The sequence below is a fragment of the Marinobacter sp. genome (assembly GCF_040904845.1).
GTDB lineage: Bacteria > Pseudomonadota > Gammaproteobacteria > Pseudomonadales > Oleiphilaceae > Marinobacter.
This window is the reverse complement of record NZ_JBBDSR010000114.1, coordinates 48928-64595: the sequence shown is the minus strand read 5'-3', so window position 1 is coordinate 64595 and position 15668 is coordinate 48928. Positions and strand designations below refer to the sequence as shown.

General features: G+C 59.3%; 15 protein-coding genes. 5 read left to right on the top strand and 10 right to left on the bottom strand.

The annotated features are described in order from the left end of the window. Nucleotides 1–82: 82 nt before the first annotated feature. The 5 genes from WD429_RS15615 to rpoE form a co-directional block, all read right to left on the bottom strand. Complete coding sequence (locus WD429_RS15615) at nt 83–1492, bottom strand: DegQ family serine endoprotease (protein WP_368423258.1); 1410 nt, start codon at nt 1490–1492, stop codon at nt 83–85. Between the two features lie 136 nt (nt 1493–1628). Further along, complete coding sequence (locus WD429_RS15610) at nt 1629–2096, bottom strand: SoxR reducing system RseC family protein (protein ID WP_368423110.1); 468 nt, start codon at nt 2094–2096, stop codon at nt 1629–1631. Further along, nucleotides 2093–3160, bottom strand: a complete 1068-nt coding sequence (locus tag WD429_RS15605; RefSeq protein WP_368423109.1) for a MucB/RseB C-terminal domain-containing protein — start codon at nt 3158–3160, stop codon at nt 2093–2095. Before WD429_RS15605 ends, WD429_RS15610 begins: the two co-directional genes overlap by 4 nt. Before the next feature lie 9 nt (nt 3161–3169). Next, on the bottom strand, nt 3170–3733 hold the full coding sequence (locus WD429_RS15600; RefSeq protein ID WP_368423108.1) for a sigma-E factor negative regulatory protein: 564 nt from the start codon (nt 3731–3733) through the stop codon (nt 3170–3172). A 15-nt stretch (nt 3734–3748) separates the two neighbouring features. Continuing rightward, nucleotides 3749–4435 carry an RNA polymerase sigma factor RpoE gene (rpoE, locus tag WD429_RS15595; protein ID WP_368423107.1) on the bottom strand — a complete coding sequence of 229 codons (687 nt, stop codon included), beginning with the start codon at nt 4433–4435 and terminating at the stop codon, nt 3749–3751. A gap of 128 nt (nt 4436–4563) precedes the next feature. Here rpoE and nadB point away from each other — a divergent pair, with 128 nt between their 5' ends. The 5 genes from nadB (at nt 4564) to WD429_RS15570 (ending at nt 8744) form a co-directional block, all read left to right on the top strand. Next, a complete protein-coding gene (nadB, locus tag WD429_RS15590; protein ID WP_368423106.1) occupies nt 4564–6168 on the top strand; it encodes an L-aspartate oxidase in 1605 nt (534 codons plus the stop codon). A gap of 29 nt (nt 6169–6197) precedes the next feature. Beyond that, a complete protein-coding gene (locus WD429_RS15585; RefSeq protein WP_368423105.1) occupies nt 6198–6452 on the top strand; it encodes a succinate dehydrogenase assembly factor 2 in 255 nt (84 codons plus the stop codon). After that, nucleotides 6436–6786 (top strand): hypothetical protein, encoded by a 351-nt coding sequence (locus tag WD429_RS15580; RefSeq protein WP_368423104.1) that lies wholly within the window; start codon nt 6436–6438, stop codon nt 6784–6786. The genes WD429_RS15585 and WD429_RS15580 overlap by 17 nt, the downstream gene beginning before the upstream one ends. Before the next feature lie 14 nt (nt 6787–6800). Next, nucleotides 6801–7793: a folate-binding protein YgfZ gene (locus WD429_RS15575; protein ID WP_368423103.1), complete on the top strand. Its 993-nt coding sequence runs from the start codon at nt 6801–6803 to the stop codon at nt 7791–7793. 117 nt (nt 7794–7910) lie between these two features. Next, a complete protein-coding gene (locus tag WD429_RS15570) occupies nt 7911–8744 on the top strand; it encodes an HDOD domain-containing protein (RefSeq protein WP_368423102.1) in 834 nt (277 codons plus the stop codon). Nucleotides 8745–8869: 125 nt separating this feature from the next. Here WD429_RS15570 and ung read toward each other — a convergent pair whose 3' ends face one another. The 5 genes from ung to thrC form a co-directional block, all read right to left on the bottom strand. Continuing rightward, nucleotides 8870–9613 carry a uracil-DNA glycosylase gene (gene ung, locus WD429_RS15565; protein WP_368423101.1) on the bottom strand — a complete coding sequence of 248 codons (744 nt, stop codon included), beginning with the start codon at nt 9611–9613 and terminating at the stop codon, nt 8870–8872. Nucleotides 9614–9616: 3 nt separating this feature from the next. Continuing rightward, on the bottom strand, nt 9617–11149 hold the full coding sequence (gene lysS / locus WD429_RS15560) for a lysine--tRNA ligase (RefSeq protein ID WP_368423100.1): 1533 nt from the start codon (nt 11147–11149) through the stop codon (nt 9617–9619). 50 nt (nt 11150–11199) lie between these two features. Next, nucleotides 11200–12295, bottom strand: a protein-coding gene (gene prfB, locus WD429_RS15555) for a peptide chain release factor 2 (RefSeq protein ID WP_368423099.1) whose coding sequence is annotated in 2 segments (ribosomal slippage) — nt 11200–12222 and nt 12224–12295 — 1095 coding nt in all. Because the reading frame shifts where the segments join, the coding sequence is not laid out codon by codon here. A gap of 228 nt (nt 12296–12523) precedes the next feature. Continuing rightward, nucleotides 12524–14260 (bottom strand): single-stranded-DNA-specific exonuclease RecJ, encoded by a 1737-nt coding sequence (gene recJ, locus WD429_RS15550; RefSeq protein ID WP_368423098.1) that lies wholly within the window; start codon nt 14258–14260, stop codon nt 12524–12526. 6 nt (nt 14261–14266) lie between these two features. Beyond that, nucleotides 14267–15667 carry a threonine synthase gene (gene thrC / locus WD429_RS15545; RefSeq protein ID WP_368423097.1) on the bottom strand — a complete coding sequence of 467 codons (1401 nt, stop codon included), beginning with the start codon at nt 15665–15667 and terminating at the stop codon, nt 14267–14269. Between the last annotated feature and the right edge of the window lies 1 nt (nt 15668).

The following is a 15668-nucleotide window of genomic DNA, read 5'->3' as shown; positions in this document are numbered from 1 at the left end:
CTTGTTTATCCTGCGAGCATACCAAAAGCCCCGGGTCCTGTCCTGATGAACACCCACTCGGGGCTACGTATCCTGTCTGAGATCAGGGTTTCATGACCAGATAAATGGCCCGCCCCTGTCGCACAACCCGCACCGATACCGCGCGGCCGTCCGGGAGTTCACTGACCACTTGCCGAAATTCCTCAACGGAATGCACCGGCTTTCTGTGAATTTCAGTGATCACATCCCGGGGACGAATACCGGCATCCTGCGCCGGCCCACGGCCGACACTCGCCACCATCACACCACCGGTGAGACCGGCGGAATCCGCCAGCTCCGATGGCACCGGCTCAACCGCCAGACCCAAAGGCGCGGGTGAGGGGCCCTGCCCACCAGAGGGAACGCCTGCCTGCTCGCCATCCTGCGCCGGCAACTTACCGATGGCCACATCCAGCGTGATCTCGTCGCCTTCCCGGAGGACGGTCAGCTTTGCCGTGTCACCCACAGCCGTCCGGCCCACCATCGGCGGCAGGTCCGACGATAGCTCAACAGCGTCGCCGTCATACTCAAGAACGATATCGCCTGCTTCCAAACCAGCATCCTCGGCGGGTGAGCCGGCCATAACTTCAGCGATCAAGGCACCCCGGGGCCGTTTGAGCCCGAACGATTCAGCCAGATCCCGGTTCACTTCCTGAATCAGCACGCCGAGCCATCCACGGGCCACCGTGCCGTTGTCCCGAATCTGCCGAAACACGTTCATTGCATCGTCGATGGGGATGGCAAAAGACACCCCCATGAACCCGCCGGAGCGGGTATAAATCTGGGAGTTGATGCCAACGACCTCGCCATCGAGATTAAACAGCGGCCCCCCGGAATTCCCCGGGTTGATGGCAACGTCGGTCTGAATAAACGGGACGTAGTTCTCGGTGGGTAACGAGCGTCCCAACGCGCTGACAATGCCGGCTGTCACCGTGTAGTCGAAACCAAAAGGCGAGCCGATGGCGAGCACCCACTCCCCCACTTTCAGTTCACGTGACCGGCCTACCTTGACGACGGGCAGGTCATCACCGTCTTCAATTTTCAACACGGCCATGTCGGAGCGTGAGTCGGTGCCGACCAGTGTTGCTGGCAACTCTCTACGATCGCTGAGGCGGACCACGATTTCATCCGCGCCCTCAATAACGTGATTGTTGGTTAACACATAACCATCGCTGGAAACGATAAAGCCGGAGCCCATGGAACGACGGGGCTCGGCTGGCCCGGGACCGCCTCCGAACGGAGATTGGGGGCCACGGAAGAAGTCCTGAAAGAACTCTGGCAGCTGCTCCAGCTGGCGTTCATCAAACGGCAGCCCGGGATAATTCCCACTGCGTTTTTGAGACGGCGCGCTGGTGGTACTGATATTCACCACGGCTCCGGAATTGTTCTCCACCAACTCGGTAAAATCCGGAAGGCTACGGGCCGCAACCGTCTGAGACCACGCCAGGAATACCAGCAGACTCATCATAAGCATCAGCGCCAAAGGGCTGGCACTGACACCACCTCGACTCAAGACCAGCGCTTCGCGCTTTTTGTCTGTTATTAACATATGGAACCTCTGCTTATCAGAACGTTACGTTCATTCTGTGGTCATCCTGGCGATTATCAACTTAAACAACGGTAGAATTGGTGCGCACGTCAACAACGGCAGCCGTGGCAAATCGGACCATTCGGGGTTCGTAGTCCCCAGCCGATTTTCGCTGCTGGCGACGGGCAACCAGAAATCCTGATCCGAGGCCAGCGGCCGCACCTGCCATGGCCGCCAGATCATAGCCGCCCGACCACTGATGACCAATAACCGCGCCGACCACCATCAGAACCAGGGGTACGGCGTACACCAGCATGGACGCCCGGAGCAAAGCCGCTTCATCAATAGCCAGTATGACCTCATCACCGACCACCGCGGACAAGCCATTCGACACCAGAACCTGATTCGCCTTGCCGCCACTTGCGCTGGCCAGCACTTTCTGGCCGCAGCCGTGGCGGGCAGAACAGCTTTGGCAGGCACTGTTACGAATGGTCTGGACCCAGGCGCGGTGCCCTTCAATTGCAACGACTTTCCCAGATTCCGTAATCATCGGCCGGCCGTCTCAAATGCCATGGCGTCATCAATTTCCACGGATTCGGCCACCTTCCTGGCGGTTGCCGGCGGCACCTCACCCACAACAGTAATCAGAAACGGTTTATCCCCGGCATCCAGCTGGCTGATGTAAACAGTCGTAGCGCCAATTCTGGACGCCCCCGTGGGCATCGACATTCGCCCCATTGGCTCGACGAACACGGAAAATGCCGCCAGCCCATCGGAGAAAGCCACCGCCTGCCCTGTGCCCGACCGAGGGGCCGCCGCTGGCACAAATCCCTCCGGTTGCCAGCGCAATACCCAGCCGTCCATTCGCGGCGTTGGAGAGTCGGTTTGTTCTGCTGTCAGATCCCGCTCAACTTCGTGCCCCTGGAACTGCACCTCCAGCTCGGCATCCGGGATATTGTCGGTAATTTCCAGGCTGGTAAACTGAAAGTGCTCGAGGACATCGCCCCCGCCCGACCGAACATGGCTTTTCACCAGCAAGCCGGTGGATTTCTCCAGCCACAACCGGTGGCTATACCGATGTTGGTCTCTGGCCTTAAGGCCTATCTTGACCACGTTATAACCCGCGATGCGATCTTCCCCCAGCAATTCGGGCGCGTACCACCGGATCACCGGCACCAACTGGCTGGTGAATGCTTCGGCAAAGGGCCCGGAAGGAATCACCTGGTCCAGCTGCACGCGCCCATGGTCCGGCAGAACGCAGACCACTTTCATGCCTTTACGAACTATTTCACCGCTACCACCGTCCTGAAGCACAAGGCGCTCTTCCACCATCCCGTTGCGGTAGCGGTGAGCAATCTGCAAGGAGCTGACCTGATCTCCCCGGGCATACACAAAGACGCCTCGATACGAGGTCATGTTCAGGGCAGGCCCCATATGAGTAAGCCACTGTTCCGCCGTCTCAGGCGCGGGTGACGCTGGCACCGGCTCCTGTGCTCCCTGGGAATCGGCAATGGCGGATACGGACAGACACAGGCCAGCAACAACCACGAGAAGGCCTCTGCGCACCTGTGCATACCCGATCATCGACAGCCAGCTCAACATCAATTCATCCACTCCTGAATCCTAATACGCGGGTGCAGACGCACTGGCCAGCCGCGCGTAGCCAACCGATCCCCGCCCGGCCCCGACACTGTTATGTTGAGCGTGTTCCAGAAGGTAACGGCTAACGTGCTCCCACTGCTCTTCATCCAGGCCTTGCAATGCCACTTCCTGAACCGGGCTCTCAGCGCTGTCGCCCGTCATCGTAGCGCCCGCACTGGCAAATTCCGCGCCACCGCCCCCGGGTTCCGAAGATTCCCAGCCGGCTCCGGCACCGAAACCCACAATTAACGCCAGACTAACCATGGCGACCGCCGGCCAACGCCAATTGCGCGCGAGCACGTCCACCTCCGGCGTCTCCGACTGTGACGACCTTTGCCCCGACAATACACGCCTGACACCGGCACTCACATCCACTGAGTCGGCAGGTACATGTCCCTGGTGCATGAGGTCCCTCACCTGCTGCCAACGCTGCAACTGGGAGCGGACATCACGCTGTTCACCATGAGACAACAGGCGGCGAACCGCGAGCTCGTCTGCTTCATCGTCCATCATGGCAGACAGCGTTTCTCTGAGACGATCATCCATGGGATGCAACCTCAATTACGTCGGGGAATTATTAAGCAGCGGCCCAAGCTGCCGATCAACTGCGTCCCGTGCTCTGAAAATCCGGGATCGGACCGTACCGATCGGGCATTCGAGAATGCGCGCGATGTCTTCATAGCTCAACCCGTCATACTCTCTGAGCAGGAAAGCCGAGCGGAGTTCCTCTGGCAGAGCCGATATTGCCCGGTTGAATTCCTGTTGCAACTGCTCACGCTGAAGCAGCTTTTCAGGCGATGCGTTATCCTGCAGCCGGCCTCCATCTTCAAAGTTTTCCGCATCGGCCGAGTCAGCGCTGCCCTGGGGGCGACGCCCACGGGATTCCAGGTAGTTTTTGGCGGTATTGACCGCGATTCGGTAGAGCCAGGTGTAAAACGCACTGTCGCCACGAAACCGGTCGATGGCCCGGAATGCCTTCACGAAGGTTTCCTGGGTCAGGTCCAGCACTTCCTGGCTGTCGTATACATAGCGACTGATGATGGAAGCCACCCGGGACTGATATTTGACAACGAGCAGGTCAAAGGCCGGCCGGTCACCATGGCGGACCTTACGGACCAACTGGAGGTCCGTCTGACCATCAGGGGCTTCCCCTTTTTTCTGTTCAGTATCCGGATTCATGGACGGAGTGCCGGGAGGTTCATAATGTGTGGCCAACTGGCCTGCCTGCCTCGATTGGGTCTTCGTCATGCTGCTGTCCGGCATCCACTCTGGTTATAGGCGGTGGCCCCTGGGCCAGTCCTTGTCAGGGCAAATAGACAGCAGGCACAAAGTTTAGTTCAATACACATCCACATTATGGCCCGCGATAACGACCCAATGCCACAGTCTCACGAATTCGATGTCCTGATTATCGGCAGCGGCGCTGCCGGCCTTAGCGTTGCACTGAACCTGCCCGACCATCTTCGTGTCTGCGTAGTGAGTAAAGCAGACATCAGCAGTGGGGCAACGCTTTGGGCCCAGGGCGGCATCGCAGCCGTTCTGGCCGACGAAGACTCCCTGGAAAACCATGTCCAGGACACTCTGAACGCCGGGGCGGGCCTGTGCCACGCGGACGCCGTTCAGTTCACTGTTGAACACGGCAAGGACAGCATCAACTGGTTGATTGATTCCGGTGTGGATTTTACCCGGGATGAGCAGGCCCAGTACCACCTGACCCGCGAAGGCGGGCACAGCCATCGGCGAATCATTCATGCCGCCGATGCCACCGGACACGCGGTGTCTACCACCCTGGCCTCACAGGCCCAGGCGCGAGACAACATCACCCTGCTCTCGCGGCGTGTCGCGGTGGACCTGATCACCAACCGCAAATTGTCACTACCCGGTAACCGCTGCGTTGGTGCTTACATTCTTAATCTCGACGACAATCACGTTGAGCTCGTGCGCGCCCGTTTCACCGTGATTGCCACCGGCGGAGCCAGCAAAGCCTATCGGTATACCACCAACCCGGACGGTGCCTCCGGTGACGGCATAGCGATGGCCTGGCGTGCTGGGGCCCGGGTGGCCAATATGGAATTCAACCAGTTCCACCCCACCTGCCTGTATCACCCCCACGCCAAATCGTTCCTGATCACCGAAGCCGTGCGGGGCGAAGGTGGGGTACTGAAACTGCCGGACGGTAGCCGTTTCATGGAGCGCTTCGACAAGCGGGGGGAGCTGGCTCCCCGGGATATCGTCGCACGCGCCATTGACCACGAAATGAAACGCCTCGGTGCCGACCACCTGTATCTGGACATCAGCCACAAACCGGCTGACTTCATCAAGCATCACTTCCCGACCATTTATGAAAAGTGTCTGGAATTCGGCATCGACATTACCAGCGAACCCATTCCCGTTGTCCCGGCTGCTCACTACACCTGTGGCGGCATTGTCAGTGACAACCGCGCGCGCACCGACATTAACCAGCTCTACGCGGTGGGTGAGGCCGCGTTCACCGGACTGCACGGAGCCAACCGCATGGCCAGCAATTCGCTGCTGGAGTGCCTGGTCTATGGCCGCGCGGCCGCTGCCGACATTGCCCGCCGCGAGGCGGACATTCCGCCACCGCCTCCGGTGCCTGACTGGGACGAAAGTCAGGTGCGGGATTCCGACGAAGACGTGGTAATCTCCCACAACTGGGACGAACTGCGACACTTCATGTGGGATTACGTGGGCATTGTCAGAACCACCAAACGCCTGCAACGTGCCAAGCATCGCGTGGATCTGCTGTCGCGGGAAATCGGTGAGTTCTACAGCAACTACCGGGTCACCAATGACCTGCTTGAGCTGCGCAACCTGGTAACGGTCGCAGACCTGATCATCTGCTCCGCGCTGCAGCGCAAGGAAAGCCGAGGGCTCCACTTCACGCTGGATTATCCGGGGCTGCTCAACGAGCCGCAGGATACCGTGCTGTTTCCCACAACCTACAGAAAGCTATCACCCTGACCCATCCGACCGCCGGAAAGAGAAGCCGAATGTCTGACAACACCGAATACAAACGCCTGTGGTGGCACAGCCGCCGTGGCATGCTGGAACTGGACGTCTTGCTGATTCCCTTTGTGGAAGAGGTATACCGCGACCTGCCTGCAGACGACCAGGCACGCTACGAGAAGCTGCTAACCTGCGAAGATACCGACATGTTCGAGTGGTTCATGCAGCGCAGTCGTCCGGAAGATCCCGATCTTCAACGCATCGTGGCCATGATAGTGAACCGTGTCCAACCGGATTGACCTTCGCCTTCAGCCCATAGGTGGCCGGGGCTGGCTGACCACCTGTTTACGGGCGTGCAACACAGTGACCCAGCTCACCGTTGACCAGGGCCAACTGCACGCCCAGTTCGGGACTGGTAGGTCAGCGCCGGTTTCCATTGCAGCCGAAAGCCGTGTCGGCCGCCGGCTAACCCTCTTAAAAATCCGCACCGCCGACGCCAGATCCCAGCCACACACGGTGGTTCTGGCCGATTTTGGCCCGTATCTACGCAACGTTACACCGGAGGGCTTTCGTCGCTTGCGGATGTGGCTCAGACTGGGCCGGGCCAGTCGCAACCTCGCCAGTACTACCTGAACCGGGAGTGTTCCATGACAGATTCAGCCAACCCGCGCGCCAGCCAGCCGCTGCCTTCATCGGCCTGGACCCATGACGAAAACCAGCGGATTTTGCGCATTACCGGCCCGGGAACGGATAAGTTCCTCCAGGGCCAATTCAGCCAGAACCTGGCCGACGTAACAGCCGCCTTCTCCCCTCGCGCGGCAGCCGCTACGCCAAAGGGCCGGGCCTATTGCCTGACACGGCTCGTGCGCGCCGGTGAGGACGTGTTGATGTCCGTGCCCGCGGATCTCATTGACACTATCTCCGGCCAGCTTCGGAAATACCTGATGCTGTTTCGTGGCACCTCCATGGACGTCCTCGACGATGCCCGCATCTTTGGTATCCTTGGCAGCACCCTGGCCACGCGCCTGAGCCCAGGCCAGCTGGATGCGCTTAATCAGCCTGGAGCCAGCATCGTGCTGGGCCGCCACCATCTGATTCGCACAGAAAGCACCGCCGAAGGGCTGGACCGCTTCGAATACTGGCAGATCGGTGAACCTTCAGCCGAGCATGCCCCGATCTTTGCCGCCGATGACGACACCGCCGCCATCAACTGGCAAGCCTCGGAGATAGCCGCCGGGATCGCCATGCTGACCGACGCCTCCTTTGAAGCCTACGTTCCACAAATGCTTAACTGGCAGCACGTGGGTGGCGTTCACTTCAAGAAGGGGTGTTACACCGGGCAGGAGGTCATCGCGCGGATGCATTTTCTCGGGCAGTTGAAAAAAAGCCTGTTCCGCTTCAGCGCTGAAGGTGCCGCCTCACCACCCGGCACCGCCGTCATGGCCGGTGAAAAGCCGGTCGGGAACGTGGTGAACAGCGTCCAGTTGAACGACGGGAGCAGTGAGTATCTGGCCGTGGTACGTCATAACATGGTGGGCACACCATTGCATCTGGAAACGACGCCGGATACCCCGCTGCAGCGCCTCACCCTGCCTTACCCGGTACCGGAACAGGACGCCGCTGGCGGCCCAGATACATAAGTTGACAGGCATCTGGGTGATTTTTTGCTATAAAGTACTTCATATTCCTGACTATTTTAATGCTCGCCCAACCATCTGGCGGGCAGAAGCATTCCAAACAACGGACCTTATCTGACCATGTCGAATATTGTTGAAACCATCAAAAATGATCTGATCAGCGCGATCGACAATGACAAAATGGTACTGCCCACCTTGCCGGAAGTGGCCTTGCAGGTGCGCGACATTGCCGAGTCCGAGGACTCGGCCATCATGGATCTGGTCAAGGTCATCAGTAATGACACCGCGCTGTCGGCACGCATCATTCGTGTCTGCAACAGCCCGCTGTTTCGCGGCAGCCGCGCCATTGAAAACCTCAACATGGCCGTTAGCCGGTTGGGCATGGCTTACACCAGCAACCTGGCCATGGGCCTGGCGATGGAGCAGATGTTCCAGGCCACCTCCGATATGATCGACAAGCGGCTTCGTGCCACCTGGCAAACCAGCACGGAAGTGGCAGGCATATGCCATGTACTGGCGCAGCAATACACCCGGCTGAAGCCCGATCAGGCAACACTTGCCGGGCTGGTGCACCAGATTGGTGTGCTACCCATTCTGCGCTATGTGGAAGACCAGGACATCCAGGTCAGCGGCATCATGCTGGATAACGTGATTGAAGAGCTGCACCCTCGCCTGGGTGCGGAAATTCTCAAGAAGTGGGATTTTCCGAAAGAGCTGCAGAACGTGCCATTGGAGTACGCCAATTTCCAGCGTGAGGTGCCCGCCGCGGATTATGCAGACCTGGTGATGATTGCGAATCTGCAACTGGTCGCCGGTTCAGACCACGCCTGGACGGACATTGACAGGAATACCGTGACGGCGTTTGGCCGCCTGGGTATTGATCCGAATGCCGACATGAGCGAGGAGGAGGATCTCAACGCTCAGATGGAAGCGGCTATGGCTTTGCTTAAGTAGCTCACAGTGGGAGGTAGCTCCAGCGAGAAGCCCGCGCCTCCCAACACACGCTGTGAATACGTCCTTGTACGCTCGGCTCCGCCATCCATGGCTCCGCACGGTTTTGGGAGGCGCGGGCCTCTCGCTTACGCTTGCGACCCTTGGCGATAGCGCTCCAGAAGTTTGGCTTTAGTGGGTAGCCCCCAGTCCACAGTTGGTAAGCCTTCCTGTTTTAGCCACTCATTAGCTCTGGAGAAATGCTTGCAGCCGAAAAAGCCCCGGTAGGCGCTCAGTGGTGATGGGTGCGGCCCATCAAGCACATGATGGCGGCTACGATCAATGTGCTGCCCTTTCTTTTTGGCGTAACTGCCCCAGAGCATAAACACCACGCCCTGCCGCTCCCGGTTGATGGTTTCGATGACCTTGTCGGTAAAGATTTCCCAGCCTTTGCCCTGGTGCGCGCCCGCCTGGCCCTGAACGACCGTCAATACGCTGTTGAGCAGTAACACGCCCTGCTCCGCCCAGGGTTGCAGGCAGCCGTGGTCTGGCGGCTCGATACCGAGATCCTCGCGTATTTCCTTGAAGATATTCACCAGCGACGGCGGCGTGGTGACGTCCGGTCGGACGGAAAAGCACAGGCCGTGGGCCTGGCCGGGACCATGGTAGGGATCTTGCCCCAGGATGACGACGCGCACGTCGTCCAGAGCCGTGGTGTTCAGGGCATTAAAGCAATGATGGCTGGCGGGAAACAGAGTCTTGCCCGCCTGCTCTTCCGATGCCAGAAAATCCGCCAGCGCCTGCATGTAGGGCTGGCGGAATTCTGGTTCGAGATGCTCGCGCCAGCCCCGGTCAGACCGGAGCTGGCTGGCCAGTGTCTCAACCGGGCGCATGGATCAGGCCTCGTTTTTCCGGTTGTCTGGCTTGTGCTCCGGGCGCATGGCGGGGAACAGAATGACGTCGCGTATGGAGGCGGAATCGGTCAGCAGCATGGCCAGCCGGTCAATGCCGATGCCTTCGCCGGCCGTTGGCGGCAGGCCATATTCCAGCGCCATAACGTAATCTTCGTCGTAGAACATGGCTTCGTCATCACCGGCGTCTTTTTCCGCGACCTGATCCTGAAAGCGTTCCGCCTGATCTTCGGCGTCATTCAGCTCGGAGAAGCCGTTGGCGATTTCGCGCCCACCGACGAAGAATTCGAATCGTTCGGTGACGAATGCGTCGTTGTCCTTGCAGCGCGCCAGCGGAGACACTTCCTTCGGGTAGTCGGTGATAAAGGTCGGTTGCATCAGGCGATGCTCGGCGGTGGCCTCGAATATCTCGATCTGCACCTTGCCCAGTCCCCAGCCGTTCTTGAGATGAATACCCAGGTCCTTCGCCACTTGGCGGGCACTGGCCTCGTCAGCCAACTGATCGGCTTTCATATCCGGGTTGTAGCGCAGGATCGCATCCACCACGGTCAGGCGCTCAAAGGGCTTGCCGAAATCGTATTCAATGGTTTCCTCTTCGCCATCAGCCAGCGTGCGGGTATTCACCACCGTGGTGGTGCCCAGTACCTGTTGGGCGATGGTGCGCAACATGTCTTCGGTCAGGTCCATCAGGTCGTTGTAATCGGCGTAGGCCTGATAGAACTCCACCATGGTGAATTCCGGATTATGGCGCGTGGAGAGGCCTTCGTTACGGAAGTTGCGGTTGATCTCGAACACCCGCTCAAAACCACCAACCACCAGGCGCTTGAGGAACAGCTCGGGCGCAATCCGCAGGTACATGTCGATACCCAGGGCGTTGTGGTGGGTGACGAACGGCCGTGCCGTAGCCCCGCCCGGAATCACCTGCAGCATCGGGGTTTCCACTTCCATGAAGTCCCGGTCGGTGAAGTACTGCCGCATCACGCTGATGATTTTCGACCGCGCATAGAACACCCTGCGGCTGTCTTCGTTGACCATCAGATCAACATAGCGGTGACGGTAGCGGGCTTCGGTGTCGGTCAGGCCTTTGTGCTTCTCTGGCAGAGGACGCAGGGATTTGGTGAGCAACACGTACTCATCCATGGTCACGTACAGGTCGCCCTTGCCGGACTTCGACAGGATGCCACGCACCCCCACAATGTCCCCCAGGTCCCAGTGCTTGGTGTCTTTCTGCACATCCTTGGAAGCGTAGATCTGCATGCGGCCGGTCATGTCCTGAACCACCTTGAACGCTTTGCGATCCAGCATCATGCGGCCGGCAATGGCCACCTGAATACCCATTTCCGCCAGCTCTTCCTTGGTTTTGTCACCATACCTGGCCTGAAGCTCGGCGGCGGTGGTGTCCCGGCGGAAGTCGTTAGGAAAGGCGTTGCCCTGCTCGCGCATCTCTGACAGCTTGGCGCGGCGCTCGGCAATCAGCTTGTTGTCGTCGTGCGGTGCATTCTGGGTTTGATCAGTCATGTTGGCTCACTAAAAAATCGGGGTTTCCGGGGTAGCGTGGCAGGCGCTGGTTACAGCGCCATCTTCAGGCTGGCTTCGATGAACTTGTCGATGTCACCGTCCAGCACCGATTGGGTGCTACTGGTTTCGACCTTGGTACGCAGATCCTTGATTCGCCCGTCATCCAGCACGTAGGAACGGATCTGGCTGCCCCAACCAATGTCGGCTTTGGCGTCTTCCGCCTTCTGTTTCTCGACGTTGCGCTCCTGCATCTCGCGCTCAAAGAGCTTGGCCTTGAGCTGCTGCATCGCCTTGTCTTTATTCTGATGCTGGCTTCGGCCAGCCTGACAGGCCACGACAATGCCGGAGGGGCCGTGGGTCAGACGCACCGCCGACTCAGTCCGGTTGACGTGCTGACCACCGGCACCGGAGGCGCGGTAAACATCCACCCGCAGATCGGACGGGTTGATTTCAATCTCGAAGCTGTCGTCCACTTCCGGTGATATAAACACAGACGAGAAAGAGGTGTGACGACGGTTGCCGGAATCAAACGGTGATTTTCGTACCAGGCGATGAACCCCAGTCTCAGTGCGCAGCCAGCCGTACGCGTAATCACCCTGCACATGGATGGTGACACTCTTGATGCCCGCCACGTCGCCTTCCTGCAGTTCGACGATTTCCGCCTTGAATCCTCGACGCTCGGCCCAGCGCAGGTACATGCGCAGCAGCATATTAGCCCAATCCTGCGCTTCAGTACCGCCGGAGCCTGCCTGGATGTCCAGGTAAGCGTTGTTGGCGTCCATCTCGCCGGAGAACATGCGGCGGAACTCCAGCTTTTCCAGTTCCTTATCGAGACCTGCCAGATCGGCTTCAATTTCGCCAACGGTGCCCTCGTCCTCTTCTTCGGCCGCGATTTCCAGCAGGCCTTCGGCGTCTTCCACGCCAGAGGTGAGGTTGTCGATGGTGCGCACGATCAGCTCAAGGTCCGAACGCTCTTTCCCCAAAGCCTGGGCACGCTCGGGATCGTCCCACACGGTGGGCATTTCCAGTTCCCGCTCTACTTCAACCAGCCGTTCGCTGCGCTGATCGTAGTCAAAGATACCCCCTGAGCGCTTCAGTGCGCTCACGAAGCTCTTTAATCTTCGTCACAATGGGATTAATTTCCATGAAACCCTTACTCGCTCTTGAAAATGGAGAGTAAAAACAGAGGCGAGATTCTACCGGAATTCTGTTAGTAAATCAGCCTGTGGTTTTGTTGGGCGAGGAGACTGGTTCCGGCGTTCTATGCCTGTCGGATTACGCTTCGCTAATCCGACCTACGGTTAGAACAGCTGGGCACCTGACCGTAGGTCGGATTAGAGGCAGCGCCTCGTAATCCGACAACCCCACCGAAAATCAGGAGGTCAGCGGCTCCAGATAATCCACCAGCAACTGCAGGTTGGTTCGGCCCCTGAACGTATTCGAATCGGGCTTGTAGACCACTCTTGCACCGGTTGTGGTGTAATCCGGCACTTCCGGGCCGGTATTGAAGGCGATGCCATCGACAATGCCGTTGCCATCCGCCGGTTGCAGCACCAGTTTCAGGTGGTTTTCGCCGACGATGCGCTGGCTGACTACGCGGAATTCGCCGTCGAACAGAGGTTCGGGGAAATGCTGCCCCCAGGGCCCGGCTTTCTTTAATAACGCGGCGGTATCGAGGCACAATTCCTGAGTGGTCAGTGCGCCGTCGGTGACGATGCCGGCTTCCAGATCTTCCGCGGTGAGGGTGGCCCGCACGGCTTTGTCGAAGGCTTCGCAAAAGGTGTCCAGGTCTGCTCTGGCCAGGGTCATGCCGGCCGCCATGGCGTGGCCGCCGTATTTTTTCATCAACCCGGGGTGACGGGCGTCCACGACCGCCAGGGCATCGCGGATATGCAGGCCGGGGATGGAGCGGGCGGAGCCTTTGATGTCTTCGCCGTTGTCGTCGGCCGCAAACGCGACCGTAGGACGATTGGTTTGTTCGCGGATACGGGCTGCGAGAATGCCAATCACGCCCTGGTGCCAGTCCGGATCGAACAGCGCCAGCCCCCAGGGCAGCCCCTCCAGATCCAGAGACATGGATGCCAACAGGTCCTGGGCCTGAGCCTTCATGTCTTTCTCGATGGTGCGGCGTTCGCGATTGAAGGTGTCCAGTTCACTGGCCAGCCTGCGCGCTTCGTCAGGGCTGTCCGCCAGTAGACAGGCAATGCCGACACTCATGTCATCAAGTCGACCGGCGGCGTTAAGGCGCGGGCCGACCACAAAACCCAGGTCGGTGGAACTGATGGCCGTGTGATCGCGACCGGCCACTTCCAGCAGGGCCAGAATACCCGGCCGGGCCTCGCCCTGGCGGATGCGGCGCAGGCCCTGCTCGACGAAGATTCGGTTGTTGTGATCCAGAGGCACAACATCGGCCACCGTTCCCAGCGCCACCAGGTCCAGCAGGGTGCCAAGATTCGGCTGGGGATCAGGTAACCGCCCCTGCTCTCGCAGGTGCTTGCGCAAGGCCGTCAGCACGTAGAACATCACGCCAACACCGGCGGCGTTTTTGCTGAGAAACGGGCATCCCGGTTGATTGGGGTTCACGATGGCGTCGGCGTCCGGCAGTGTCTCGCCCGCCAGATGGTGATCGGTGATGACCACGCGCATACCCAGTTCTTTTGCCGCCGCCACGCCCTCTACCGCAGAAATTCCGTTATCCACCGTGATTAACAGGTCCGGCAATTCACCCTCGTCTTTAAGCCGATGAATAATCCCCGGGGTCAGTCCATAGCCATCGGAAAATCGGCTGGGCACGCGGAAATCGATACTTTCCAGCCCCAGCATGGACAACCCCAGCATGCCGACGGCGGTGCTGGTCGCACCGTCTGCGTCGAAGTCGCCCAGGATCATCACCCGTTGCTGATTGGCAATGGCTTCGGCCATCAACGACACCGCCCGCTCAATACCGCGCAACTCAAGCGGCGACGCGAGGTGTTTGAGGGTATAGCTCAACTGTTCATCAGAGGTGACACCCCGTGCGGCATAAAGCCGACGAAGCAGAGGGGGCAGGTTGTGCCCCCAACCTGATGAGGTATCAGGCTGGGGGCGACGCAGGATCTTTTTTGGCGGCATACCGGGTCAGGTATTCTTCCAGTTCTTGACGATGAATTCCTGAACGCCCGCGATGTTGTTATCCAGCACCGTGTAACGCTCCTCCCGCTCGAACAGGTCGACCATGTGCGCCGGCAGTTCGGGCTTGATGGTCAGGCCCGCTTCGGCAATGGCATCCGGGAACTTGGCCGGATGCGCGGTGCCCAGAGTGATCATCGGCACGGCCGGGTCGCGACGACAGTTACGGGCCGCGCGAACGCCAATGGCGGTGTGGGGGTCGAGCAGGTATTCGTTGTGATTGAAGACCTCGCGAATCGTGTCGCAGGTGGACTTATCATCCACCGCGTCACTGTCAAACAGCTTGCGGGCGTGCCGCCAGCGATAATCTTCGATACTGACCGGACCTTTCGCGGCATTTTCCAACAGCAGCTTGACCGCCGCCCCGTCACGACCGTGCAGGTCGAACAGCAAGCGCTCGAAATTGCTGGACACCATAATATCCATGCTGGGCGACAAGGTGTGCTCAAGCTGCTGCTGCTCGTACCTGTTGCCGCTCATGAAGCGGTGAAGGATGTCGTTGCGGTTGGTGGCGATCACCAGTTGGGAAATCGGCAAGCCCATTTTCTTGGCCAGGTAGCCGGCAAAAATATCACCAAAATTACCGGTTGGCACCGAGAATGCCATGCTGCGGTCTGGACCGCCAAGCGCCAGTGACGCGTGGAAGTAGTAGACGATCTGGGCCATGATCCGCGCCCAGTTGATGGAATTCACCGCGGCCAGTTGAGTCTTGCCACCGAGGAAAGACTGATTGCCGAAACTCTCTTTCACCATGCGCTGGCAGTCATCGAAATTGCCGCGCACCGCGATGTTGTGGATGTTGTCACCTTTGACCGTGGTCATCTGACGGCGCTGCACCTCAGACACCCGCTCGTGCGGATGGAGAATGAAGATATCCACGTGTTCACAGCGACGGCAGCCTTCAATAGCGGCGGAACCGGTGTCGCCAGAGGTAGCCCCCATGATCACTACGTGCTGTTTGCGCTTTTCCAACACGTAATCCAGCAAGCGGCCCAGCAACTGCAGCGCGAAATCCTTGAACGCCAGAGTCGGGCCACGGAACAGTTCCATCACCCATTCGTTGGTATCCAACTGAACCAGTGGCGCAACCGCCTGATGGGTAAACACGCTGTAGGTCTCATCCAGCATGGCGCGAAAATCGTCGGCCGGGATGGCATCGTCCACAAACGGGAACATGACGTTGAACGCCAGCTCGCTATAGGACAGGCCGCGCCAGCTACGAATTTCTTCCAGACTGAAGTGCGGCAGGGACTCCGGCACGTACAGGCCACCATCCGTGGCCAGCCCGGTCAGCAAAACGTCTTCAAAGCCCAGGGCGGGTGCTTCGCCCCGTGTACTGATGTATCTCACG